General features: G+C 47.7%; 23 protein-coding genes and 1 pseudogene. 14 read left to right on the top strand and 10 right to left on the bottom strand.

Annotation, left to right across the window (positions count from 1 at the left end; translation table 11 throughout):
- Positions 1-8: 8 nt before the first annotated feature.
- The 5 genes from DXY02_RS05845 to cbiB all read left to right on the top strand — a co-directional run bounded on the left by DXY02_RS05845 (position 9) and on the right by cbiB (position 4712).
- Positions 9-1166: a PIN/TRAM domain-containing protein gene (locus tag DXY02_RS05845; RefSeq protein WP_114988450.1), complete on the top strand. Its 1158-nt coding sequence runs from the start codon at positions 9-11 to the stop codon at positions 1164-1166.
- A 24-nt stretch (positions 1167-1190) separates the two neighbouring features.
- Positions 1191-1859: an ATP-dependent Clp protease proteolytic subunit gene (locus DXY02_RS05850; RefSeq protein ID WP_114988632.1), complete on the top strand. Its 669-nt coding sequence runs from the start codon at positions 1191-1193 to the stop codon at positions 1857-1859.
- Between the two features lie 53 nt (positions 1860-1912).
- A complete protein-coding gene (locus DXY02_RS05855) occupies positions 1913-2515 on the top strand; it encodes an ATP-dependent Clp protease proteolytic subunit (protein ID WP_006851781.1) in 603 nt (200 codons plus the stop codon).
- A 62-nt stretch (positions 2516-2577) separates the two neighbouring features.
- Complete coding sequence (gene ilvC, locus DXY02_RS05860) at positions 2578-3573, top strand: ketol-acid reductoisomerase (RefSeq protein ID WP_114988451.1); 996 nt, start codon at positions 2578-2580, stop codon at positions 3571-3573.
- Positions 3574-3692: 119 nt separating this feature from the next.
- Positions 3693-4712: an adenosylcobinamide-phosphate synthase CbiB gene (gene cbiB / locus DXY02_RS05865; RefSeq protein WP_114988452.1), complete on the top strand. Its 1020-nt coding sequence runs from the start codon at positions 3693-3695 to the stop codon at positions 4710-4712.
- A gap of 7 nt (positions 4713-4719) precedes the next feature.
- Here the strand turns inward: cbiB and DXY02_RS05870 are convergent, their stop codons facing one another.
- Entirely contained in the window at positions 4720-5478 is a 759-nt protein-coding gene (locus tag DXY02_RS05870) for a sugar transferase (RefSeq protein ID WP_114988453.1), read from the bottom strand.
- A gap of 31 nt (positions 5479-5509) precedes the next feature.
- Positions 5510-6739 (bottom strand): annotated as a pseudogene (locus tag DXY02_RS05875) (glycosyltransferase).
- 65 nt (positions 6740-6804) lie between these two features.
- Between DXY02_RS05875 and DXY02_RS05880 the strand changes: the two are divergent.
- Both DXY02_RS05880 and DXY02_RS12145 read left to right on the top strand, forming a co-directional pair.
- Positions 6805-7074, top strand: coding sequence for a hypothetical protein (locus DXY02_RS05880; protein ID WP_114988454.1), 270 nt, complete (start codon positions 6805-6807; stop codon positions 7072-7074).
- A 641-nt stretch (positions 7075-7715) separates the two neighbouring features.
- Positions 7716-8798, top strand: coding sequence for a hypothetical protein (locus tag DXY02_RS12145; protein WP_137024420.1), 1083 nt, complete (start codon positions 7716-7718; stop codon positions 8796-8798).
- A gap of 243 nt (positions 8799-9041) precedes the next feature.
- Here the strand turns inward: DXY02_RS12145 and DXY02_RS12150 are convergent, their stop codons facing one another.
- On the bottom strand, positions 9042-10109 hold the full coding sequence (locus tag DXY02_RS12150; protein ID WP_137024422.1) for a class I SAM-dependent methyltransferase: 1068 nt from the start codon (positions 10107-10109) through the stop codon (positions 9042-9044).
- Between the two features lie 415 nt (positions 10110-10524).
- Here DXY02_RS12150 and DXY02_RS12155 point away from each other — a divergent pair, with 415 nt between their 5' ends.
- On the top strand, positions 10525-11445 hold the full coding sequence (locus tag DXY02_RS12155) for a hypothetical protein (protein ID WP_137024424.1): 921 nt from the start codon (positions 10525-10527) through the stop codon (positions 11443-11445).
- On the opposite strand, the gene DXY02_RS12160 is transcribed toward DXY02_RS12155, so the two are convergent.
- Together DXY02_RS12160 and DXY02_RS12460 are read right to left on the bottom strand one after the other, a co-directional pair.
- Positions 11442-12200 carry a hypothetical protein gene (locus DXY02_RS12160; protein WP_137024426.1) on the bottom strand — a complete coding sequence of 253 codons (759 nt, stop codon included), beginning with the start codon at positions 12198-12200 and terminating at the stop codon, positions 11442-11444. The two genes, DXY02_RS12155 and DXY02_RS12160, sit on opposite strands and share 4 nt — an antisense overlap.
- Before the next feature lie 803 nt (positions 12201-13003).
- Positions 13004-13150 carry a hypothetical protein gene (locus DXY02_RS12460; protein ID WP_170951492.1) on the bottom strand — a complete coding sequence of 49 codons (147 nt, stop codon included), beginning with the start codon at positions 13148-13150 and terminating at the stop codon, positions 13004-13006.
- A gap of 530 nt (positions 13151-13680) precedes the next feature.
- On the opposite strand from DXY02_RS12460, the gene DXY02_RS05895 reads away from it, so the two are divergent.
- On the top strand, positions 13681-14592 hold the full coding sequence (locus tag DXY02_RS05895; RefSeq protein ID WP_114988457.1) for a class I SAM-dependent methyltransferase: 912 nt from the start codon (positions 13681-13683) through the stop codon (positions 14590-14592).
- A 596-nt stretch (positions 14593-15188) separates the two neighbouring features.
- On the opposite strand, the gene DXY02_RS05900 is transcribed toward DXY02_RS05895, so the two are convergent.
- Complete coding sequence (locus DXY02_RS05900; protein ID WP_198409846.1) at positions 15189-15311, bottom strand: AlpA family transcriptional regulator; 123 nt, start codon at positions 15309-15311, stop codon at positions 15189-15191.
- A gap of 16 nt (positions 15312-15327) precedes the next feature.
- Here DXY02_RS05900 and DXY02_RS05905 point away from each other — a divergent pair, with 16 nt between their 5' ends.
- The 3 genes from DXY02_RS05905 (at position 15328) to DXY02_RS12165 (ending at position 19765) form a co-directional block, all read left to right on the top strand.
- Positions 15328-16998, top strand: coding sequence for a tetratricopeptide repeat protein (locus tag DXY02_RS05905; protein WP_114988459.1), 1671 nt, complete (start codon positions 15328-15330; stop codon positions 16996-16998).
- 333 nt (positions 16999-17331) lie between these two features.
- On the top strand, positions 17332-17577 hold the full coding sequence (locus tag DXY02_RS05910; RefSeq protein WP_170951504.1) for a hypothetical protein: 246 nt from the start codon (positions 17332-17334) through the stop codon (positions 17575-17577).
- 250 nt (positions 17578-17827) lie between these two features.
- Positions 17828-19765 (top strand): lipopolysaccharide assembly protein LapB, encoded by a 1938-nt coding sequence (locus DXY02_RS12165; protein ID WP_137024428.1) that lies wholly within the window; start codon positions 17828-17830, stop codon positions 19763-19765.
- Between the two features lie 475 nt (positions 19766-20240).
- Here the strand turns inward: DXY02_RS12165 and DXY02_RS05920 are convergent, their stop codons facing one another.
- The 4 genes from DXY02_RS05920 to DXY02_RS05930 form a co-directional block, all read right to left on the bottom strand.
- Positions 20241-21335 (bottom strand): glycosyltransferase 61 family protein, encoded by a 1095-nt coding sequence (locus tag DXY02_RS05920; RefSeq protein ID WP_114988462.1) that lies wholly within the window; start codon positions 21333-21335, stop codon positions 20241-20243.
- A 379-nt stretch (positions 21336-21714) separates the two neighbouring features.
- The gene (locus DXY02_RS13065) at positions 21715-21885 is read right to left on the bottom strand and encodes an AlpA family transcriptional regulator (protein ID WP_114988463.1); all 171 of its coding nucleotides are present in this window, start codon (positions 21883-21885) and stop codon (positions 21715-21717) included.
- Between the two features lie 802 nt (positions 21886-22687).
- Positions 22688-22858: a hypothetical protein gene (locus DXY02_RS12465; RefSeq protein WP_170951493.1), complete on the bottom strand. Its 171-nt coding sequence runs from the start codon at positions 22856-22858 to the stop codon at positions 22688-22690.
- Between the two features lie 585 nt (positions 22859-23443).
- A complete protein-coding gene (locus DXY02_RS05930) occupies positions 23444-23689 on the bottom strand; it encodes a DUF1651 domain-containing protein (RefSeq protein WP_114988464.1) in 246 nt (81 codons plus the stop codon).
- Positions 23690-23891: 202 nt separating this feature from the next.
- On the opposite strand from DXY02_RS05930, the gene DXY02_RS05935 reads away from it, so the two are divergent.
- Entirely contained in the window at positions 23892-24473 is a 582-nt protein-coding gene (locus tag DXY02_RS05935; RefSeq protein ID WP_114988465.1) for a recombinase family protein, read from the top strand.
- On the top strand, positions 24467-24634 hold the full coding sequence (locus tag DXY02_RS12470; protein ID WP_170951494.1) for a hypothetical protein: 168 nt from the start codon (positions 24467-24469) through the stop codon (positions 24632-24634). Before DXY02_RS05935 ends, DXY02_RS12470 begins: the two co-directional genes overlap by 7 nt.
- Positions 24635-24703: the final 69 nt, after the last annotated feature.

Genomic DNA, 24703 nt, shown 5'->3' on the forward strand with positions numbered 1-24703 from the left:
CTGAACCCATGGTGGATCCGCTCATCCTGCTTCTGTTTGTGGTTTCCGGTGCAGCTGCCGGGTGGATGGGGATTCACTTGCTGCCCGACGGCCTGGTGAGTGCAACCACCAATGCTGAACAGTTGCGTCTCCAGCTCAGCGGAGCTGGCGGTGGCATTGGCTTGATCGCAGGCCTGGTGTTCAAAAAGCTGCGGGTGCGCCTGATGCAACAGGTGCGCACCATGCCCACCGATCTGCTGGTGAGCCGGGCTGTCGGCCTGATCCTGGGGTTGCTGGTGGCCAACCTGCTGCTGCTGCCTGTTCTGCTGCTTCCGTTCTCCGGAGGAATTGTTCTGCTCAAACCCCTTCTGGCGGTGGTGAGCAATGTCTTTTTTGGCATTCTCGGAAGCAACCTGGCGGAAGTTCACGGCCGCACGCTGCTTCGCCTGTTCAATCCCGCGAGCACGGAGGCGCTGCTGGTGGCTGATGGGGTGCTGACCCCCGCCACGGCCAAGATCCTGGACACGAGCGTGATCATCGATGGCCGGATCCGCGGCATGCTCGCCTGCGGATTGCTGGAAGGGCAGGTGATCGTTGCCGAATCGGTGATCGATGAGATGCAGCAGCTGTCGGATTCCACCAACGTCGAAAAGCGGGCCAAGGGCCGACGTGGCCTGAAGCTTCTGAAGGATCTGCGGGAAACCTACGGGCGGCGGCTGGTGATCAACAGCACCCGTTACGACGGCAAGGGAACGGACGAACGATTGCTGCAGTTGGCATCCGACACCGGCGGCACGCTGGTGACCGCAGACTTCAACCTCGCGCAGGTGGCCCAGGTCAAAGACCTGAAGGTGATGAATCTGAGTGAGCTAGTGATCGCGTTGCGGCCTGAAGTGCAACCAGGCGATGAGCTCAAACTCAAGATCGTGCGAGAGGGCAAGGAGGACAGCCAGGGTGTCGGCTACCTCGATGACGGAACGATGGTGGTGGTCAACGAGGCGAAATCGCTGATCGGCCAACGCAAACCTGTGGTGGTGACCGGTGCCCTGCAAACCCCAACCGGCCGCATGGTGTTTGCACGGTTGGACGAGAACGATGCATCAACCGACACCAAGCCCTCATCCAAATCGAAAAGTCAGGGAAAACCGGCCAAAACCAGCAACCGCAAGCCCGCTGACCCCGGCTAGGCTCCCCCCACCGCGATGGTGGAGATGACAACTTCGGCCCCGTACTACGGCGACAGCGCCGTGATGCGCACACCACCTCCTGACCTTCCCTCACTCCTGCTCAAGGAGCGAATCGTCTACCTGGGCTTGCCCCTGTTCTCTGACGACGACGCCAAGCGTCAGATGGGCATCGACGTGACTGAGCTGATCATTGCTCAGCTGCTTTATCTGGAGTTCGACAACCCAGAGAAGCCGATTTACTTCTATATCAACTCCACTGGCACAAGCTGGTACTCGGGTGATGCGATCGGATTCGAGACCGAAGCCTTCGCCATCTGCGACACCCTCCGCTATGTGAAGCCTCCGGTGCACACCATCTGCATCGGCCAGGCCATGGGCACGGCGGCAGTGATTCTTTCGGCAGGGACCAAAGGTCAACGGGCCGCGTTGCCTCACTCCTCCATCGTTCTGCACCAGCCCCGCAGCGGCGCCCGCGGCCAGGCGACGGACATCCAGATCCGGGCCAAAGAAGTGCTGCACAACAAGCAGGCGATGCTCGAGATCCTCTCCACCAACACAGGTCGTTCTGTGGAGGAGCTGAGCAAGGACTCCGACCGGATGAGCTACCTCACCCCTCAACAAGCCGTTGAGTACGGACTGATCGACCGCGTGCTCAGCAGCCGCAAGGACCTGCCTGGCAATCCCCCCGTCTGACCGACGGCTTCAGACCCAAACCTCCTGCCCTTCCTTCATCAACGTTCTGAACCATGCCGATCGGTACCCCCAGCGTTCCCTACCGCCTGCCCGGCAGCCAGATGGAGCGCTGGGTCGACATCTACACCCGTCTCGGGGTGGAGAGGATCCTCTTCCTTGGCTCTGAGGTCAATGACGGCATCGCCAACAGCCTGGTGGCCCAGATGCTCTATCTGGACTCGGAAGACAGCAGCAAGCCGATCTACCTCTATATCAACTCCCCCGGCGGCTCCGTCACGGCTGGACTGGCGATTTACGACACCATCCAGTACGTCAAGAGCGAGGTGGTGACCATCTGCGTTGGCCTTGCTGCATCCATGGGTGCCTTCCTTCTCGCCGCTGGCACCAAAGGCAAGCGGGTCGCCCTGCCCCACAGCCGGATCATGATTCACCAGCCCCTCGGCGGCACCAGCCGTCGCCAGGCCAGTGACATCGAGATCGAAGCACGGGAGATCCTGCGGATGAAGGAGATGCTCAACCGCTCCCTGGCCGACATGAGTGGCCAGAGCTTCGAGAAGATCGAGAAGGACACCGACAGGGACTACTTCCTCAGCGCCGAAGAAGCCAAGGAATACGGCCTGATCGACCGCGTCATCTCCCATCCGAACGAGGCCTGAACTGAACGGGGCAGGCCGCTGCGTAAGCTCGTCCACTGCAGTGTTCCGCAAGCCCGCCCCGGATGGCCCAGCTCTTTTACGACTCCGACGCCGATCTCGGTCTGCTGAACGGCAAGACCGTGGCCATCATTGGTTATGGCTCCCAGGGTCATGCCCACGCTCTGAACCTGAAGGATTCAGGCGTGAATGTGGTGGTGGGCCTGTATGACGGCAGCCGCTCCGCCGAGAAAGCCAAGGCGGACGGCCTTGAAGTGCTGAGCGTGGCCGATGCCTCAGCCAAGGCCGACTGGATCATGGTCTTGCTGCCCGATGAATTCCAGAAGGACGTCTACGAGAAGGAAATCGCACCCCACCTGAGTGCAGGCAAGGTGCTCAGCTTCGCCCACGGCTTCAACATCCGTTTTGAGCTGATCAAGCCCCCCGCCGATGTGGATGTGGTGATGATCGCCCCGAAGGGCCCTGGCCACACCGTGCGTTGGGAGTACCAGAACGGCCAGGGCGTGCCCGCCTTGTTCGCCATCGAACAGGACGCCTCCGGCAACGCCCGCGGCATGGCAATGGCCTATGCCAAGGGAATCGGTGGCACCCGTGCCGGCATTCTGGAGACCAACTTCAAGGAAGAGACCGAAACCGACCTGTTCGGTGAGCAGGCTGTGCTGTGTGGCGGTCTGTCTGAACTCGTGAAGGCTGGTTTCGAGACCCTGGTGGAAGCGGGCTACCAGCCCGAATTGGCTTACTTCGAGTGCCTCCACGAAGTGAAACTGATTGTGGATCTGATGGTGAAGGGAGGACTGACCTCCATGCGCGATTCGATCTCCAACACCGCGGAGTACGGCGACTACGTCAGCGGCCCCCGTCTGATCACCGCCGACACCAAGGCCGAGATGAAGCGCGTTCTGGCAGACATCCAGGACGGCACCTTTGCCAGGAACTTCGTGGCCGAATGCGAAGCCGGCAAGCCGGAAATGAAGAAGGTGCGCGACCGTGATTCCCAGCATCCGATCGAGAAAGTGGGCAAAGGCCTGCGCTCGATGTTTAGCTGGCTGAAGGACGCCTGACCCAGCGCAAGCGCTGAACAGCCGGTGGCATCAGACACCATCACTCAGCTCACCCCCCGCTCTGTTGCCCTAACGGTGCAGAGCGGGGATTTTTGTTGGTTTCTGGCCACGCCCCTCCCATGAGTTCAGAAGCGTTGGGAGGCCTGCTGGTGATCGGGGCAGCCATGCTTGATCGACTGATCGGTGACCCGCGCAGGTGGATCCACCCCGTGGTGGTGATGGGGTGGAGCATTCAGCAGTTGCGCCATTGGGTCGAGAGATGGGCGGGGGACCATCCGATCAAGCTGCGCATCGGGGGAGGCTTGATCAGCCTGATCCTTGTGCTTGGCAGCGTTCTGACGGGCTGGTGTCTGGAGCGGCTGCTGTGGCTTCCCTCCCCATGGGGATGGCTCAGCATTCCGATACTGACCCTGAGCCTCGCCAGCGCCCTGGCGGCTCGCAGCCTCAAGGACAGTGTGCTCGCCGTGGTGGATGCACTGCCCTCAGCAGCGGAGGGGGATCTCGAACCAGCCCGCCGGAACTTGAGCTGGATCGTTGGACGCGACGTTCAGAGCCTGGATCAAACGGGAATGCTCAGGGCCGCAGCTGAAACAGCCTCAGAAAATGCTGTGGATGGCGTGTTCGCACCACTGTTCTGGATGGGGATCGGTTCCCTGCTGTGGATGGTCTTGCCCACTGGCCCTGGTCCGCTGGCGCTGGCCTGGGGTTTCAAGGCCAGCAGCACACTGGATTCCATGCTCGGGTACCGCAGCGGCCGGCTGCGCTGGTTGGGGACGGCTGGCGCTCGCCTCGATGATCTACTCACCTGGCTGCCCTGCCGTCTGGTCATGCTGACGCTGCCCCTGGTCTGCCCACCCTGGACGCAATGGGCGCAGCGGGTGCAAGCGGCTGAGCGGGATGGCTCTGCGGATCCATCCCCCAATGCAGGTCGTTCAGAAGCGATCTATGCCCACTGCATCGGGATCCAACTTGGCGGCGAGAACAGGTATGGAGAGCGCTTGGTGCAGAAACCTGTGCTTGGGGCCGGCAAACCAACGGCAAACGAGCCATTGGTTAAAGCTGTCCTGAAGGCATCAAGCCGACTGGAGATCGTCTGGCTCAGTGGTCTTGGGATCATCCAATGGACCACGAGCCGCTGAACACAAGTCAGTAAGCACCGCGATCCATCGGAAGGAGCAACACACCAAATGTGCGCAGGATGATGGCAAAGTCCAGGCCGAACGAACGACCCCGGGCATAGGCCAGATCAAGCTTGACCCGTTTCTTGTAACTCAAGTTGTTTCTGCCACTCACTTGCCAAAGGCCGGTCAACCCAGGGCGGACGGAGGCAACTTCGTCCATGTAAGGGCCATAACGAACCAGTTCTTTCGCGACGATTGGGCGTGGACCGACCACGCTCATCTCCCCACGCAGAACATTCAAGAACTGTGGCAGCTCATCAAGACTCGAGCGGCGCAGGAAACGACCCAGGGGAGTGATTCGGGGATCACGTTTCAATTTGAAGTCACGCTCGAACTCAGCACGCAGCGAGGAATCTGCCTCCAGAACACGCGCAAGAACGGCATCCGCATCGGCCCGCATGGTGCGGAACTTGATACATCCAAAACGCTGGTAGTTCCGGCCCACCCGACGCTGAACGTAAAACACAGGCCCCGGTGAACTGAGCTTCACCAATCCCGCCAGAAGCAGCAACAACGGAGAACCGATGCTGAGTACGGCGAGAGAAAAAACAATGTCTCCGCTGCGCTTAAAGACTCGGCCCCAACGGTTCTGATGGCGGATCAGCGTGCCGGTCGAAAGATCCGATGGCGGGGCTGAGATCAGCGCAAGGTGAGGCTTGTACTTGCCACGGCGAGCTGCACGCTCTGCGGACTGAATCAACGATGGCCGGGAGGCCGAGATCAAAGGCTCAACTTGGGACTCACCACACTCAACGTCACAGGTGCAGCACTGGCATCTCCGCAGGGCCACTCGCTGCAACGGCACAGCCCCGCTGATGAGCACTCCAGGCTGTTCGCAGAACCGATTCAAAGCGCGCCGCGAAGGCTTCCGGCCTGAAGCGCTCGGCCCACGCACGAATGGCTTCTGCATCCAGAGAATGCCAAATGCGTCTTGTTCAAACCACTCCACGACCTGCACCAACGACTCGACACTTTGTTCAGGGAACAGCACCCCAGTGGGCTCAGGAATCCCTGCAGCCGCACAACGCACCGTGTCCACCAAACCACCCCGCCCCAACCCAATCACCGGAGCTCCGGACGCCATTGCTTCCACCGGAGCAATGCCGAAGTCCTCCAGGCCGGCGTACACAAAGGCCCGACAACGGGCCATGAACTCTTCCACCTGCTGCTGGGACTGACGGCCGAGCAAGGTGACCGTGGTACCAGCCAGAGCCTCCAATCGCGCCTTCTCCGGACCATCCCCCACCACAAGCAGGGGTAGGCCCAGGCGATTGAAGGCTTCCACCACAGATCCACCCGCTTGTACGGGACCAAACGACACAGACAGAGGTAGACGTCGTCTCGATCGGCATTCCAGCGAAAGCGCTCCACCTCCAGGGGTGGGGATGGATCACGCGGGCCTCCCGCCCCCAGTACTTGCGAATTCGACGCGCCGTGAAACGAGAATTGGCAATGAGGTGGTCCACCCGCTGAGCACTGAGATGGTCCCATTGCCGCAGAGCATGCAACTGCCAGCGAATCAAAGGGCCCAAACCACGCCGAGCCAGCGCCGAACGCTGAAGATAAGCGTGCATCTGGTCCAAGGCGTAACGCACGGGTGTGTACACATAACTGATGTGCAGCTGGTCCGGAGACGTCAGCACACCCTTGGCAACCAGGAGGCTGCTGCTGATCACTATCTCAGCAGCACCAAGATCGATCTGCTCGATAACAAAGGGCAACAGCGGCAAATACTGCTGCACATGGCTGCGCCACCACGGCAGGCGCTGAATCGGGCTGGTGAGGACGGATCGTCAGTGCACCAAAATGCCCAGCTGTCGAGATTCGGCGTCGATCAGGGCCGCCATCTGCGGCTCGCAGCCGAGGCTGCGCAGAAGGGAATCAACTTCTTGAACAACCTGTTCTGCTCCACCGACAGAACGAGGCGAGAACCACTCATGAACAAGAGCGATGCGCTGAGGGAGGTCATCCGAAGCCGAAGACATCCCTATGGAGTGAATCAAACACTACGAAGTCTCTCAGCTCATTGCAGGGCCAGCCATAGATCACGATGCTGGTGCACATGTCCAGCACAAACCTCACCATCAACATCCTCCTGGAGGAGGCGTTGAATGAACCGGACATCGGCACAACGAGCCGATTCCGTTGGCATGCCACGGCGGTGGGTATTGCAGCACTTTGGATTGACAGCGCTCCGCCATCAACGCCGCCCTTTCAGGAAGCACTCAAAGAAGGGCTAAATGTGGGGCTTGACCTCAGCCGCGAAGAACGAGAATTTCATCAAGTTGAACAGGGGCTGGTCCTACTGTTCCATTCATAAAACAATAAAAGCAATGCAAAAACGAGGCATCCAAGTGAATGCACACCAGACGAGATGCTTCCTCGGAAGAATTGAAGCATAAAACAAATCTCTCCCAAACAAATAATCTCTCTCCGATGCCGAAGAAAAATGGAGAGGCTGGAAGCCCGAGACACGCACCTTTGGACTCTCTCACACTGCCTTGGACAACCTGAAAGCAATTTCGAAGTGGATCAGCAAATACATAAGACTTAGAGCGAATAACATCTTTGGGCCGTAGCGCTAAACATAATCACAAAAAAGAGAAGTCAAGACTAATAGGAGAAAACCATTTCGCTCAAGATACGATCTTGAGAATGCTAAAAAGGGAAAGGCATCAATAGGGAACCAAAGGGAGACAACTCATATTTAGCGACGGTACTCGCAGGGCTGCGGGAATACCAACCGTTAACGCACCTCCTGCACTCTTGGCACTTGCCCTAGATAATGCAATGAGGGAACAAATGGAAATGAAGAAAAAGTGAAATGAGCAATAAATAAACTAATAACCTACAGTCATCAGAAACATCATTTATCATCAGATGCTCATGCAACGAGGGACAATGGGATTTGGTAGTGATAAAAAAGTATTTGCACTATGATCCCACCAAATTATTCAATCAATGAGCAAGCCCATGGATAGACGCACAACCCTGCAAGACATTGTCGTGGATGCGCTCTCTCATTGTGAATTGCGCGGACCTACAAGAGCTCTTGGTTTATTGATGGAACGGATTCCCACAAAGGAGATTGAATCTAGTGAGTATTTACAAGCATTAGTAAGCACCTGCAAATCAGCCTCAGCAGCAGAAAAAAACAAGATGAGGCGTACAATCGAGGAGTTATCAGGTTTTGGCATTGCTCTGCCAAGAGATGTACTATTCTTTTTAGGGATACCTAGAAGAGAATTTGGATTAAAGGTAAATTTCTTAAATGGCAGGCTTGGCGACACTCTGGACCAGCTAGCAAAATTGGTTCATGGAATGCATGCTTTAAACCTCATATTATTTGTAAATTGCAAGCTATCAAAAAATCGAAGCATAATGCTTTCATGCACAGATTGTTTCAATGAAGAATTTAACGTCTATGATGGGGATGAGGGCACCTTACGAGATTATGTTTTAGAAGTTGCAAGCAAACAGGACTTCTCACTAACCCTTTTAAGGGGGCTCAACACCTCATTGTTTTCAAAGTTGCCAACTCGCGAAAGTATACATATTTCATCGGAGTCTATAGTCGTGCACGTCAGAGCTGGAGATGCATTATTTATCGGTGCCCTATTCCTTCCTCCACTTAATTACTATATAGATGCGATATCTAATTCTAAAGCAAAAAATGTGGTTATAGTTTGTGAGCCAGAAAACCCTCAAGACCTCTGCGTAAATCCTGTACCAGGATTGATCCAATCCTTTTGCCGTTCAGCAAATATCAATTGTGTAATCCAATCCAGCGACAAAATAGAAATGGATGCAGCAACATTATTTTACGCGAAAAATGTAATTGCATCTAACTCATCATTTTCTAAATGGCTACCTCTCTATGGCCCATCTTGCGAATCACTAACAATTCCAAATTCAATAGATGGAGAAAAAAGGTGGGTACAGGATAAATGCATAACATATGTTGATTGCTGGAACGCGTTTAATCAAGAAAAATGGCGAGATAGTCTTGATTATCGTCTTGGCTGGGTGTCCGGTAAACTTTGAGCTCAACAAAAAAATTAGAAATCTCTAGGCTTACAAACAATGCACAACGAACTGAAAGCCACCAACAACAAGAAAAAAGTATAAATGCCAGAAAGCAAAAAGAAAAGTTAAGAGCACTAAGCAAAATGGTAGACAATATCAAGAAATAGAGCATAACAACATTGTTATGCAAAACAGCTAATTTTAATTCCAATGCACCATATATCTAGCGAAAACAAAGTACATCGAAAAAACAAGATGTATTTACATGATATGTTGTAGAGCTTGAAGTTTTAAAAGATTAATGCGAAAGCCAGACGTCATCATATTATTGATATTGAGATTAGAACGTCGTACTTCCGCAAACTGTCGTGGGAAGACCTTGGACAAGTTATAATCATCTTGTCGATCAAGCTCTAAGACATAATACAAGGATTCGGTACATATCCTCTCATAGTCATCATAAAGAAGACGATTAGGTACTCTATCAAAATTAACTTTACCAAGAAAATTTTGAATCTCCATGGGGTCTTTAATTCCTGCTTTAATTAGTTTTTTTCTCTGATCCACCGGTGTTAGCAAGTGGAGGCCGTGAGGCTTCTCTTGAAATTTATCGTGTGTAGGAATTGACCCATGATCTCCAGTGATGCATGAATAAATAGGTGCAAAATACGAGTAAAGAGTGCCACCAAATTTATTACACGCATAACACGCTTGAAGTGCAGCAGGAAGGTCATAAATATGCTCAAAACATGCAACAGAAAATATATGATCAATTGATTCAGGGAGAACATGTTCACCAATATCTTCAGCGTTACAGAAGATGGTTCGCCTCCTTTCGTGTTCGCCATGCTTCGAGGTTATTGTACCGCCTAAAGACATATCGATGCTCGACCTGGCGTCAATATAGTCAGGGGATTCAATATTTATGTATGATCTAACCCCTAAATGGTCAAATAGCAAGTCGTTTGGCAGTGATCCTCCGATTTCAAGAAGTGACTTATTTCTTACATTAGTTCGTGCATGGAAAAGGATTAACTCACGATACTGATATGTTAGATGATAGAAATACTCACCTACTGCCTGTATCAACTCGACTTGCTTTGTAAAAATAGAAACCTCTAAATGAACAGAGGGAAGCCTGACGCCTGCTCGACCTTGCTTTAAGGCCAGATTCCAATGCCAATCAAAAAGTAAGCGGAATGTGACATCATTATTATAGACAGTAGGGAGTCTTTTAAGATATTCCTTCCAACTATCGAGGGAAAAATTTTGTAAATCCAACTCATGATCTACAAAATCAAGGAAATTTTGAGTCTCCTCCGAGGTCACTCTCATAGGTTGGCTTTTGAAGGATCTTGATAATTAGACGATCACTATTCATGGCCTGAAAAGCATCCCTTTAGATCGCACAGGCAGCGTATCTTGTAGAGGAGAATTGTGCTCTAAACGTGGGTTGTGATCATCAGAGCAGGTATATTCATACCGATGAAACATGGAAGTGAAGTGTGAGAAAATTGGGAAAAGTGGATCGAAAAGAAGTTTCACTATAGCCATGACTCAACCACGACATTCGACTAGGATTTATTATAGCTCTAGTAAAGACAAGGTAAGCTATGATTAATCAATATCAAGATGAATACCGCTGCAGGTGGAGGAACTGCGATTGAGAAGAAACGACTAACAATATTTATGACCACCGAAGCCTAGCAGTGATATAATTGAAATAGAATACGGGTGTTCAGTATTGGTTGACATCAACGAAATAAGAAAAATTGAAAAGGAAGGTGCTCAACATTTCTACAATGATCTTGTATCGCAATATAGATTGAGAGGATTTGGTTATTCAGATACGAGTATCGCCGATAAATCTGTAGGCTATTATAAACTTAGGCATTCAATAGGACTAACCGCTGGAGGAGAGTGGAGAAAATACCTCAGAACAACACCCAACACGGAGTTCAACTCACTTGAGTCGAAACGCGACCCGTTAAGCAACAAAATTTTTTTTCAGCTAAAAGATGTGGGATGGGCAAATTTTGATATAAACAAAGACATGTTAAATAGGGTTTTGCAACGCGATGAAAAATTACAAGCCTCAGAACACTCAGAACTAGCTTCCTCTGTCTCATACGAATTCCTCAAGCTAATCCCGCCAAGCGTTTTACGTGCAATCAAAAAATACCTTGGTACCAACAAAGTATGGATATGTACTCCGGACATATTACATTCAAAACCTTATACTCGTGTACCAACTAGGAGGGAGTTATCAGATCAAGCCTTTCTTTTTCATAGAGACATAGACAGCACTGAAGCTGTGAAAATTTTCATAAATTTAAGCACAAGTGAAGGTGGAAACCATGAGTATTTTCAACGTAGCAATTACACAGACAAAAGAGAGATTATGTGCGACTACGATGAAAGGTTTACGGATTTTGTTACTGAATTTGATGCAAAAACAATTTATGAGACTCATTTCCATCAAGGACGATTTAGAGCAAAAAGCCTTGAGAAAATTTATGGAAAAGAAAGTTTGATAAAAATGCCAACAAGCAAAGGTACAGCATGGGTTGAAGATACATACGGACTTCATCGTGGAACACCATGTATAGATGGGGAAAGAAAGGTTTTATCTATTTCATTTTTAAAACATCCAATAAGAATTTAATCTGCCTTATAGAAAGAGAAATGATGATTTGCAATCAGTTGGACTTTTCTGAGATAGTCGTCAACAAATTTTTTATCGCAGCATGAGTAGTCGAGATATTCAGATTTCAGAGAATCACATATAGAGGGATTAGATTTAAAAACCGATGGAGACGCAAAAATTAAATGGCGCAAATCTTTATAGTGCTTCCAGCCTGAAGCAATATTGGGATCAGCAGAGGCGTTGCAGACAAGTTGATAACCTAAGACAGAATATACTCTCTCTATCATCTCCTCCATACTGATTGCAAGGCAGTCAGCAGAGCCTGGGCTAACATATAAATTATCCGAAGGGCTGTAGTCAAATATAATCAAGCTTTGGTCATTTAAAAATGATCTGCTTGCCAAAAGAAATCTGTCAAAATCATAAGAATGGTCGAATGAATTCGAATATAAAACATCAAAAGGAGCTACATAGGAGGGCCTGAAATCGTGAAAATCATGTTGCATCATATAAGGGAAAATATTGGCAGTAGGTGCAATATCAGTCCCTAGTGCACGGGCAAAACCATAATCATGAAAAAGATGTGGCTCTATACCGTTGCGCGAGCCCATGCAAACTAAGCTAAGAGATTGTCTTCTCAACAATCTTTCTGATGCTTCTCTTAAAGGAAGTGCAGTTAGGCCGCAAAACCATAATAAAGTAATTTTTTCCAGGTGAGTCTCAACTTGCGAGCTAAAGTAATCATCAAAGCTTTTAAAAGTATTTTTTAACATGGCCTAATAGAGAATGCAATTATTATAACATAGCGGTTACTGATGAGCGATGAAATTATTCTAGTTGTTACTAAAAAGTAGCCAACCTTTGTCTTTATACCTAAAGGCAAGACTTTCGCATCAAGTAATTCTTCAGGGAAGCAACTGCAAAATCACCAACAAACATTTATTGTCTGATGAAAAATGAATCATAGATATCGATTGCCAAGCAAGTAAGATGTATTTGGCTAATCAAGGGAGTAAAGATTGTCGACTGTTAGCAAACAGTTGCCTTAAACTAACAGAAGCAACGAGAAAAAGCAAAATAGTATTCAATGAAAATGTTTAATGCGCAAGGAATCACAAGAATGTTCAGTCGTTACGGAAGAGGAGCAACAAAACCGTCAGAAGAGTGGTAAAGATTCCGTTCGGTCGACTACAAGCACTAAAAAAGGAAGCAAAGAGTCCTAGCAGTACAAAAAGGGGTAAAGAACGAGTCGAAATCGCTGAAGTACCAGCGAGACAAACCTCTTCAGAGATTCAGGAGTGCCGTGAATATAGTTTTCATACTACGAAAAAGGGAGCGATCCCATCCTGTGCCTGCGTTCGACGCATTCTCCCTCTTCCAGTGGGTTGATCCAATACTCGCGATCCCTGCCTAGGCCGCCATCCGTAGCAGCGTTCAGTTCCCTGTAATCGAATGGGACAAAGAAAAGGGAGAGCTGATGAGTGCCTTGCCTGCGGAGAGTTCTATAGCTGTCTAGATCCCTGATCTGGAGGATTCATTTGGATGTCATGTGTTCTTCCATCCCCCGGAGCAGCTTTCACAAGTTCCAGACGATGTTGTTGAGGCCCAGGGGAATCGGCAAGGAGAAGGTGGTCTCTTCTATCTGGGCATGGAAAAATGAGCGGGATCCCAAGTACTCAATGACGCGCAGGAAGCTGAGCGCTGTGGTCAGTCTGGACAGCACCCATCCTCCTTCAGGAGTCACATAAATAAACCACGTAACACGACAGCTCTCCAACACAGCTGGTGGTTGTGGTCTGGTGTGCATCTTGTGAGTCAATGCTAAGGAGACCCTTTATTGCCCATTCCTGAGAGATCAGTTGGTAGGAGTCCCAGTTCTACAAGTTGACTGTCCTTCACTAGGAGTTGCCTTCACGATAAGGGTTTATGCGTTATCCCAACTCTGTGCAGACGTTTATCATGGTATACCAGTTTAACTTGTAAGTCGACAATAGTTCAGGGTCAGAATAGTAGAAGACAACGAAATCATTCGTACTTAAGTCACGACTGCTCTTAACAATATCGAAGACAAAAACAATTATTTCACGCACAAGCACCTTGACTCAAGAAAATAACATGCTATACTAGAAAATAATGCAATAAACATGTTAAAGAATAATATCAAAAGATAGGTTTAATCCACTCAAGAAAACAGCATCGCTTTGAACTTATACTGAAATAACTTCAAGCAAGAAACCAAGCCAACAAAAACTTATGGACCGAATAACAATTCCCACTTTTTCTCAAGAAGAATTAATTGAATTTACGTATATTGCTGGTCTACACAAGAGGGCAAGAATTCTTGCCAAAGCGCTTGGATTAGATGACCTATTGATTGATCTGCAGGAAAAGTATCAGTACAACGACTCGATCAAAGATAACTTCAGCTCAGAAGAAGACAAGGAACTCGAGAGAGTCAGAAGCCTTTGCAGCCTCGATGCTCTTAAGTTCCTTAGAAATATAGCGAGTGTTCTACCGGCTGGATCAAACATTCTTGAGGTCGGTACATACATCGGAGGAACTTCTATCGCACTGCTACAAGGTGCAAAATATAGCCACTGCAAATACACAGCAATTGATGTATATGCAGGATTCACTGATGTTAAAAACAAAACAAATAGCTTCGCCCAATGCATGCACTGGGAGCATCTAGAATGGCAAAACAATATATCTAAATACTCCGAATTAGTTACTAGTTACCACGGATGCTCAATCCCAGTCCTTAGAAGCTTAGTCAAAGAGCAGAAAAAATACGACCTGATTTTTATTGATACAGCGCATGAATTAGATTCACTAGCAGAATTTACATTGATAACCTGTCTAGCTAACGACAACTGTCTTTTTGTATTTGATGATGTAATCGACTTCAACAGAGAAATGACTTCAGCATGGCTAATATCGTTGAAATATAATTTTGCATTTCCAAAATTCTTCCGTTCAAAGTATGCACTTGCTCGCCCAAAAAATGCACACATGCCTTTAAATTTTAAGACCCATATTCCCAGCATGGTCGAAGAGGTTTTAAAGCTAACTGATTTTATTAATGCCAGAATAAAAGAAGGTTGTAAATTTTCTGCCAGCAAAATTTCCGAGGGAGACACAGGATTCTCACTGAACATTCTCTAAACAAATTTCATTTACTATAAGAAGACTGATTTTCATCATTTATCGTGCATTAAAGAATTAAGCGAAACTGCTTCGCTAACGGCTTTAACATTCTTAAATCACTGTCTACAAAAAGAATGGGACCCACCGCCTCAGAGGTCAACGCATTGCCCCTTAACTGAAAAAGCAACCGAAGGATTACGCGGGGTTCACCTACTGGTCGTCGCCGTTACGACCAAAGGACTACTGGGGGTAGCAACGCAAAAAGAGCAGAGGAACCACCCTCTGCTCTGTTCGACGCATTCATCCATTACAAAGGGTTGACCTAATAATCCCCAATCCCTCCATGTGTCGCTATCCGTAGGAGAGCCTTAAAAAAAATAGGGGGGGCAAGCGGCACCACCCTAAAGGTCGTTGAAACCTGATTAACTGCTTCATGGGTCTCTGACCTCATCCAAGTTCTAAAACGGGTCAACGCATGTGGCATGAACGGAACTACCGCTGCATGTATCGAAGGGGCACAAAAAAACTGAGCACTGACGAGTGGCCTGCCAATAGAGAATTTTACGGATATTTAGGTCCCCCTCCTGTCGGGGTCATCTGGATGCCATCTGCTCTTAAATCCACTTGGTGAGCTCCTGCTCTTTCCAGACAACCATCCAAGAACCCAATTGGATCTGCATGGGGAAGCTCCCGTCGTTGATGCGCTCATAGGTGTAGGTCTTACTCATAACCGTCATCTGAAGGACCATTGAGATGCGGAAGGAAGCGGGATGCTGTATTCTACAAACAATATTTTTGTATATAATCTTGGCAAAACAAAAAAATTTTGAGGCCAGTGATTCGGTTGATTTATTTTCTCAACTTATCGGAGATGGATATAAGTTTCTTAAGGAAGGGAACTCGCAAGCAGCAGTTGATACATTTAACAAATCAGTTGCCCTAAAAGAACACTGGCAGTCATACCAAGGTCTTGGATTCGCGCTACATCAAACACAGCAATATCAGCTAGCAATAGAAGCATTCAATAAATCGATTACTATTCATAAAGATTGGCAATCATACCGAGGCCTTGGATCAGCGCTACATCAAATACAGCAATACCAACTAGCAATAGAAGCATTCAATAAATCAATAGCTCTTCATGAAGACTGGGAAACATACCAAGGTCTTGGATCGGCGCTGCGTAGCACGCAGCAATACCAGCAGGGATATAAGTGCATCATTGCCGGCATCAAATCATTATTCAATAGTGAGATCACTGATTTTCGTTCTAATGGATATGAATATCGGTACCTTACCTCTTATTTAAGAGACTTAGGAAGAGTTGAGCAGGAAAAGCGCGCTTATCAGATTTACTATAGACAATCTCGCGAAAATCCGCACAAAAGAGTTGACCCTCTTTTTGGATTTACTGAAGGAATCAAAACCACAAGAAATTTGATCGAGAGCATTACTGAAGAACTATCAAAAATTCAATTTGCATTTCATCCTTCATATTATTCAGACCCCAGAGAAGACGACAAACTTCAATCCTGGAAACATCTTATTTTTATTCATATTCCAAAATGTGCCGGCACAAACTTTGTAGAGCCAATTCGCTTATTGCTAGAATCTATTGAAGATTACCAGACATCGCAAAGACATTACAACGCGAAATCTAAGCATTATCTTTGGCACGGTAATTTAGGAAAAAAAAGCAGGCATGATGCTTTTTTAGTAGAAACTTTTAAAGGCAAGTCACTTAATGATTTGCAGGGCTCATTCCTAGCCAACCATGGAGGAAAGCAAGGGATCTACAACCAACACCTTCAAGAGTTAGGAATTTTCACTAAGAAGATTTGCCTCGTAAGAGATCCATCGGAGCGCTTATATTCACACATAAGGTATTGTGGTCGCGATGAACTAAATAAAAGCGACTTATTAAAAAAGCACGAGGGCAATTTCAACAATCTCATGGATAGATACATTTACGACTATAAACTATTCGATGACGATGAATTACCATATTGCGACCCAGATGATTATGAAAAGTGTAAGACAATTGAATTTATCGATATCTCTGACAGCGAAGCGATCTCTAAGGTAAAGTCTTCGCTGTTGAGCGCAACATCCTTACCGAACATCGTTCAGTACGATCGACTCAACGACCACAATGACAAGCTTCAAAAAAAGGGAGCCCTCGATGAAAAGGACTTTGAAGAGATACACAAAGAGTTGATCTTTAAAGGCTTTCTGGAGAGAGACAATCAAATTGACATGGAGTACCTAAAGACAAGAACAAAAAAGAGATTAATATTTCCCGATATCATTCACCGAAGCTCGACCCTACATCCAATCACATTTATAATTCGAAAAAATCACGCAATAAAAGTGTTACTCACAAAGGATTTTATTTCAGATCCGCTAGGTGCGATAAATTGGTAAATCATTCAAGCTTGATTCTTTTAATGTGAGACATGATAACTATAGTCAGTGCAATAAAGTAAAAGTGACCAATATACCGCGCAAGGAGATTGTCACTGGGTCGATCCCAGTATGGTCCGTTCCTCAAAAAAAAACCATCAGCGTTGGCTTTTTGCTCTGAGCAGGGAAGCCACTTTTTTTGAGTTTCATCTAGGGGTGCTCCAAAACGAGCTCCAAATAGTCCTATGTTTGTTAGGCCAAAAATCGGCTCTACCAGCGGCTTTCTCGAGTTGATCGGTTATGCCGCGAGCTACCGCAACAGAGACACTTGAGGGAGTCATACACCTCCAGGGGATGATCCTGGAGGTGCAGCCCAACACCGCTTCACTCACTTTTGCGAGACAAGCGTGGGGGGGGGGCTCCAGAGCGCAGGGCTTCCGGCTTCTGAAGAAGGCATGGGCGCGGTTCAAGGACGATATCGATGAGAGCGGCATCGATCGGCAGGAGCTGCTGTCGTGGTCAATCCAAACGCTGATGGCCGCGGCTGGGCAGGCGATGCAGCAGAAGAACCCTGGCGCCGTGGTGAGTGCCATCCGCTAGCTTGATCAGGTACCCGGCACTGGTTACAACTCTAATCGTGGCCAATGCATACGCCGTTGAAATACATTGATGCAGCAATTACAAATGTGTAGCGAGGAGGGTGCTCTCCATTACTTTGATGGCAGGTCTTGCTCCTCCTCTAACTACTTATCACGCAGGACTTTGCACTAAAACCTCAATGTATCAGCAATTGGAATGAACCGAAGCCGCATATGCTAATTTAATATGAGTCTTCAATTTTGGCGGGCTGTTGACCAAAAACTCTTCAACAATTGCCAATCTAAAATTAAATTATGCAGAAGCAGCAAAGAGAGAGCTTTTTGAAAGCCCGGCCGAGCTTGACAACAACTTTAATCTGCTCGTCATATTAAGCGACATTTATCGTGAATTTGGTGATCATGAAAAATCACTGAAATACGCAAAATTATTAGTCGACAATCATTCCAAAAAATGGGAAGGTTATGGACTTCTGGCAGTAAATCTAGCCAAACTAGAGCAACCAAGAAAGGCTGAAAATTATATCAATCTAGGACTAAAAAAGTTACCAAATAACTTTAATATCCTAGTCATTGGGAGTGATGTTTTTCATTCATATGGAGAGTACGAGAAATCCCTACTGTGTGCTAAAAGTTTGATTTCACATTATTCAGATGTTGAGATTGGTTTTGTGCGTGCAGTGACTGATCTTGTAGCACTAAAAAGACATAAAGAGGCGCAAGAAATTCTCGCCGAGGGGCTTAATAAATTTCCTGGCCATTTCAAACTTCTCATTCTTTCAACTAATATATATACCTCAATTGGAGATTATGAAAATGCTCTACAACATGCAGAGTTGTTGATTTCTTGCTATCCTAATGCGTGGGAAGGGTACAATTTTGCGGCTAGGAGTTTAGCGAGTCTAAAACAATTGGAAGAGGCATCAAATATGATTGAAGAAGGGCTTAAAAAGATTCCAAATCAAGCTCAACTATTCAGTCTTGCAATCGAAGTTTATTCTTTGCTTGGAAACTATGAAAAGGCATTGTCATACGCAAGACTTCTTATTTGTCATCATCCATGCATGTGGCAAGGGCATGGTGAAGCATCCAAAATCCTAGCCGGGTTGAGAAAGCAAAATGAAGCTCAAGAGCAAATTGAATTGGCATTGCAGATATTCCCGAATCAATTTAATCTTCTTGTTATCGCATGCGAGGTTTATTCTTCATTTGGCAGCCACGAAACGTCTTTGAGATATGCAGATCTATTGATTGAACACCATTCTGACAAAAAGGAGGGATACGCTATCGCGACCAAAGAAATGATGATACTGCAAATGTTTGAAAAAGCGATTTTCATGGCAGAGAAAGGAATTTCGAAATTTAAAGATAACGAATATTTTTATGCGATCTTAAGCGATTTTGCATTTGCCAAAGGCAATACAAAAATGTACGAAAGATATGAAAATGCTCTGCAAAAGAAGCTTTTATCAGTAGATGCACGCGAAAAATTGAATGTTACTGCAGCAGACACAAAATCTAAGCTAAAGGCAGAGTATTCTTCTCCAATAGACAAGCCGAAAAGCGACGGAACATCACACCCAGACTTATATATAATTGCGGGATTTTCGGGATGCGGAAAAACTACATTTCTGAATACAGCGTTTTATTCAGTTGAGAAGATATACAGTCCTTGCAATCACCGTATTAAAACTCTGCCCGTCGAATTTATCAATTATTTGAATAAGAGGCGGACTCTTACAGACGCAAAATTGCAGGCGATATTCTTTTGTAATGCATTTGGCCTTAATGATGCTATGAATCAACAAATCCTACCTCAGCAAACATTAGTACATCTTGACCTTACAGGACTCCTTCTGAGAGGCCATTTGTTGATGCCCGAATTGACTCGCCTTGAGATTGAAGATTTAAAATCAGTAAATATGGTAGAGGATTTTTTTAAAAGCTTTTTCACAATGCCATTTTTTAAAAAATTCAATACTATTTCAATAGCTACGTTTCATCAAGAATTATGCGTCAATGCAGAGAGATACATGAAAAGAAATGGGACTAGTTTTCATTTTGATTCCAGTACGGAAAGTGTCTACAAACAAATCCTAAAATCATGGCATCACCAAATATCTTCATTGCCTCGAGTTGCTGATTACACGATCAAAGAAACGAAGGATTATTATGAAATCACGAAGAAATAAATACTATCTGGAGAATTTTTCAGCGCTAAAATCGTTATTTATCATTTATATGTAGCAATTTGCCTAATCTGAAGGACCTCTGGGAGACGAAAGAGGCATTGTGCGGTGGTTTGTCTTGGAATAGTTCACTCCCTTGCGTTGGGTACGGGAGAGGTAGGAGGGGTTCTGAGTGCTGAACTTGAAGGTGTCGTGTACCAACTGCTGAGAGTCCGTTACATCAGGGTGGAGATGGCACATGACGTTCAAGACATTGATCGTGAACGCATTGGTTCGGTGTCTTTCTTCGCCGGAGACAAGAATCTAAAGTTAGTGAGAGCAGTAAGGTGATGGCTTTGCCTATTTAGCGAAAACAAGCCCGCAATTTTTGTAAAAGCGCTGATTGGGTTATTCATATCTCACAAAACATTTGTCAATACAACGATATTCCTGCAAACGGCATGTCTATGAACACCATAATATTTCTGTTAGAAAGTATTTACAAAGCACTGTGGATAGCATCCTTTACTTTCTGAAGATCTACCACATGGTTAGCCCAATGACCAACAGAATCACTCCCATCTTCTTGCTGAGATACGACATGCCAATATTTAATCCCCATCGTTTTTATCAATGAAGAAGGCGTTTCATGCTTACTATTCCATAGCCCAATAACTCCTCTGATACTGCTTGAAAAGATACTGGTTGTGAGCTGTGCTCCATGAGTTGAAATTATTAATCTAGATTTATTGAACAGATCGACTTGCTGTCGAAAAGTTGTGCTACCGGTATCTAGAACTGCGATATTTCTGGAATATTGACCAAGCAATTCTAATAAGGAAGATTCGTTAACCAATTGACGGCCCCTACCGCCACCTCTCTGGACATACAAGAAATCAAAAAATGGAGGTCGCGCATATTCTTTCCCAAAATTAGATTTGTTGTATTTTTCAACGAACCCGGAGATGATATCGCGAGAATAAATCCTTGGCGGTATCGATTGAATTACATAACAATCTCTAATCCTAGCCAAAGTCTGGCGACCATTATAAGGCAATACTTCTCTATCAAGAGATACTTGCTTAGCGATTGCTGGATTACAATCAATTCCTAAAGTTGGTATAGAAATTGAGTAAGATCGACTTATGTGGGGCGAGCATATTTCAAGAGACGGTATGATTTCAGAGATATAGTGATAAAGGTTAGTCGCATTACGCGAAGAGACAATTATCGACCTTTGAATATTCTTACAAACGCGAGGATCGGGTGCAATACTTATGGGAATGAGTTGATTACACAATAAATTACCAGTTGAGATTTCTGGCACAAATTCCGAAACTTTGCAGGCATCTTTTTTTTCGAAAAAAGTCATTCCATTGTTAGAGAAAAAACCAAACCCCTCTTTTATGTATTGTACTTTTATATTTACAGAAAAAGCACTTGAAGAGCAAATACTTTTTAATTGATCAACTCTTAATTGCCTGGGAGATCCAAAATATTTAGCAGCATGCTTTGAATCAAGAGTCGAATACAAATCATTGACCTGATTCCTATTAGTTATCGGATAATTAATCTCAAACGAATCAGACTTCATGCACAATCAAAAAGTAAAAGCCTTGAAAGTAGAATTGCTTCTCGCTCCCCAACAAGAACAAGATTCAATACTAAAAAACACGATAACACATTAGAAAGCACTTGAAAATGGGTAATCCGAGCACGTCAAAGCTTATTATGCAAGTGAAGAAGAGTACAACCAGCAATAGAACTCACTGGAGAGATCAGGAAGCAAACTTGATGATTTGATGAAAGTCGACTCCAGTCCCTGACGTACCTCAGCGAACGATCCAGAACTTATTTCCCAAAATCGTTGAAAAGTACCCTACTAATTACCCTACGAACGTTTGCGGCAGTCCACGAACACTTGCGAACGAACCCGAACTGGGTCATCTGGATGCCATCTGGTCATCCATCCATTATCTGACCTCCTGCTCATTCCAGACGACCGTGCGAGAACCCAACTGGATCTGCTTGGGGAAGGTTCCGTCCCTCATACGGGCATAGATGAAGGTCTTACCCATCCCTGTCATCTCCAGTACCTCTGCAAGATGTAGAAAACGGGGCTGAGCTCTATTGCCTGATGGCATGGCGAAAGAAAGAAGAGCCCTGATGACAGAGCTCTTCTTTCAAAGCAGCCAGGGCTGAGTAGCCGTTCGTAGCCCTGTTTTGTCTTGCGCCTGCAGGGAGGGGGAACGATGTTGCCGTCCCAGTCGCTTCACATTTGGTTGTCGACGGCTGCTGCGGTTGCGTTTGGTCAGCCCAACCCAGTGACCTCTTCAGAGTGCTCCAGGTGCTCTGCCGTGAGGAGCGGGAGAACCGTCAGAAGTGGTGGTGAGGACCGTTCCTGGTTCGGTCGCCCGCAGGCAATAAAAAAGGCGACAGGGAATGCCGCCATTAAGGGGACGTATGCGTCGAAGGTGCTGTCGTTCCAGCAACACCACCCTCTTCAGGCAGTCAGGGGTGCCGTGGGTGCCGTTTACGAACTGCCAAAAAAAAGGAGGGTCCCTAATCCCTCCCCATACGACGCATTGCCCCTTCACCGAAGAAGCAACCGAAGGATTACGCGGGGTTCACCTACTGGTCGTCGCCATTACGACCAAACGACTACTGGGGTCAGCAACCCAAGAGAAGGGAGGGTTCCCTATCCCTCCCGTTCGACGCATTCGCCCCCTCACCGGAAGGGGCGCATTTTCATGTTCACTCCGTTACAAACCCTGCCGCCATCAGTAGAACCGCTCATTAAGAAGGGGGGCGTTGCGCCCCCCTGAAGATCCTTGAGACCTGGTTGTGTAGTTCCTATCGGTCTCTGACCTCATCCCTGTTCTAAGGCGAGTCAAAGCACCAGGGCATGAGCGGAACTACCCCTTTCCGTATCGCCAGGGCACAAAGTCATTCACCCAGAGCAGGACCCATGGAGAACTCTGAATAGAGCGCCGATGCCTCATCGGGCATCCCGCCATCCCAAAGCGTTTGCGTCCTCTCCAGCAACCAAGTCCCCGCTTCACTCCAAAGTTCCCGCTGGAGGGTTGATTTGAGGTGGTTGGCGTCTTTGTAAGACATGGCAGGGCAACACCTTTTTGAGGTTGTAGGCACCCGCCATATGGGAAGTGGCAGCGGTTTTTACCGGATTGGGATTTAGGTGGCGGGGACACCTTCCCGTCGGTCCGCTTGTAGGCACAAAAAAAGGAGCGGTATCCCTATCGCTCCTTCGGAAACTGAAAGTGCCGCTGGGCGGGACTTCGCCAAGCGACCACCACCTTCACCGATGAGGATGGACTGCCGTGGGTGCCGTGAGCGTTTTCCAAGAAAAGACCCAGGAGTGTTTGACCTCCTGGGTTCGTCGCTCTCATGCGATGCAACTGGTCTAACACCGCCTAATGAGCATTTGTGCTTACGGGATACCGAACTTTGTATCCCAAGGGCACAAACGCCCAGGTCCTCACACCTTGCTCTTGCTGACGGGCATCCAAAGCGCCCCACGAAACAGGGTGGGTTGTTCTGGGGAAGACTTCTGGGATGTCTCCTTGGGTTGCTCTTCGTTTTTGTGGTGCGGGGCATTGGGGTCGTTACAGCACATACGCATGACCTGTCCTGCCTCCTGCCTAACCAAGAGAGGAACAAGGAGGCATCAGCAGATAGACCCGTTCAGGGTTCAGCAGTCACACCCCACAACGGTCTTGTCTTCTTCCACCCCTGCGTCTGAAGCGATATCCATAACTGTTCTGCGGCGTCCTTCCTCAGATACCGACGCTCCTTGAGCAGTGGTGGTCCTTCAGGCATTGATCGCCCTCGGTCGATGAAGACCTTCGGATCCCGAACCCAAGCGGAGTTGTCCCTGTGGAAGCGCCAGACCCAATGGTCGTTGGCGTCGATCAACCAACCCTCTGCCATGAACCCTCCATGAGTAGTACATCCGTTTTAGTCACTACCCAGGGGCTTGCGTCAAGAACGAAAAGAGAAGATTCCAGGAGGTCTGCCGAATCTTTCGCTTTCCGACAGGGCGATCGCCAAACGGTCCCAACTGAATTCTGGATTTGTCGAAATACCCTGCCGAAATACGCTATAGTTTCAGCAGAGATTCGACAGGGCAGTCATGGCGATCTGGGGTTACTGGAGAACCAGCACCGCAGAGCAATACAGCGAACGCCAAGAGCAGTCGCTGAAGGAAGCAGGGTGCGAACGGATCTATGGGGACCAAATCACTGGCACCTCTGCTTATGGAGAGCGACCTGAACTCTCCAAGTGCCTGGATGGACTCCGCGATGGCGACACCTTGGTTATCCATGAACTGGACCGCCTGGGACGCTCAATGGTCGAAATGCTTGTTCAGGTCAATGGTCTGATCGAACAAGGGGTGGCAATCAAAACCCTGGATGGACGACTGGACACTGCCTCGATGCCTGAGGAGTTGGTCAAGTTGGTGGTGGGGGTTATGGGATACGCCGCCGAGATGGAACTGAAGTCGATTAAGAAGCGCACTGCTGAAGGGCGTGAGGTCGCCAAAAGCAGAGGAGTGAAGTTCGGCAGGAAGAGGAACTACACGCCACAACAGGCAGCAGCAGTGATGGAGATGCGCCAGAGAGGTGATGGATACGGAACCATCGCTTCAGCAATGGGGATGACGGCATCAATGGTTCGTCGGATCATTCAGCAACAAGAGGAAGTGCCGTGCTGAAAATCCTTTTAGGAGTCGGTCTGGGGTTCCTTCTCTTCACCAACCAAGAGGCAAGGCAGATCACTGCTGACCTGCTCAGAGCGACTGGTGATGCCATTGCTCCTGCCGATGAGGACAGGACACTGGAAGACCGAATCAACGAAGTATTGGTAGGTGACTGAGTTAATGGCAAGAGATCAGTTCCGAGTGGAAGAACTGAACCCCTTTATGGAATGGCACCTCCACACCAC

The sequence above is a fragment of the Synechococcus sp. N19 genome, assembly GCF_900474045.1.
Lineage (GTDB): Bacteria > Cyanobacteriota > Cyanobacteriia > PCC-6307 > Cyanobiaceae > Parasynechococcus.

Bases quoted from the DNA above. Each gene is read 5' to 3' on its own strand.
- DXY02_RS05845 (WP_114988450.1), top strand. From the start codon at position 9: ATGGTGGATCCGCTCATCCTGCTTCTGTTTGTGGTTTCCGGTGCAGCT.
- DXY02_RS05850 (WP_114988632.1), top strand. From the start codon at position 1,191: ATGACAACTTCGGCCCCGTACTACGGCGACAGCGCCGTGATGCGCACA.
- DXY02_RS05855 (WP_006851781.1), top strand. From the start codon at position 1,913: ATGCCGATCGGTACCCCCAGCGTTCCCTACCGCCTGCCCGGCAGCCAG.
- ilvC (WP_114988451.1), top strand. From the start codon at position 2,578: ATGGCCCAGCTCTTTTACGACTCCGACGCCGATCTCGGTCTGCTGAAC.
- cbiB (WP_114988452.1), top strand. From the start codon at position 3,693: ATGAGTTCAGAAGCGTTGGGAGGCCTGCTGGTGATCGGGGCAGCCATG.
- DXY02_RS05880 (WP_114988454.1), top strand. From the start codon at position 6,805: ATGCTGGTGCACATGTCCAGCACAAACCTCACCATCAACATCCTCCTG.
- DXY02_RS12145 (WP_137024420.1), top strand. From the start codon at position 7,716: ATGAGCAAGCCCATGGATAGACGCACAACCCTGCAAGACATTGTCGTG.
- DXY02_RS12160 (WP_137024426.1), bottom strand. From the start codon at position 12,200: ATGTTAAAAAATACTTTTAAAAGCTTTGATGATTACTTTAGCTCGCAA.
- DXY02_RS05895 (WP_114988457.1), top strand. From the start codon at position 13,681: ATGGACCGAATAACAATTCCCACTTTTTCTCAAGAAGAATTAATTGAA.
- DXY02_RS05900 (WP_198409846.1), bottom strand. From the start codon at position 15,311: ATGACGGTTATGAGTAAGACCTACACCTATGAGCGCATCAACGACGGG.
- DXY02_RS05905 (WP_114988459.1), top strand. From the start codon at position 15,328: ATGCGGAAGGAAGCGGGATGCTGTATTCTACAAACAATATTTTTGTAT.
- DXY02_RS05910 (WP_170951504.1), top strand. From the start codon at position 17,332: ATGATCCTGGAGGTGCAGCCCAACACCGCTTCACTCACTTTTGCGAGA.
- DXY02_RS05920 (WP_114988462.1), bottom strand. From the start codon at position 21,335: ATGAAGTCTGATTCGTTTGAGATTAATTATCCGATAACTAATAGGAAT.
- DXY02_RS13065 (WP_114988463.1), bottom strand. From the start codon at position 21,885: ATGCCATCAGGCAATAGAGCTCAGCCCCGTTTTCTACATCTTGCAGAG.
- DXY02_RS12465 (WP_170951493.1), bottom strand. From the start codon at position 22,858: ATGTCTTACAAAGACGCCAACCACCTCAAATCAACCCTCCAGCGGGAA.
- DXY02_RS05930 (WP_114988464.1), bottom strand. From the start codon at position 23,689: ATGGCAGAGGGTTGGTTGATCGACGCCAACGACCATTGGGTCTGGCGC.
- DXY02_RS05935 (WP_114988465.1), top strand. From the start codon at position 23,892: ATGGCGATCTGGGGTTACTGGAGAACCAGCACCGCAGAGCAATACAGC.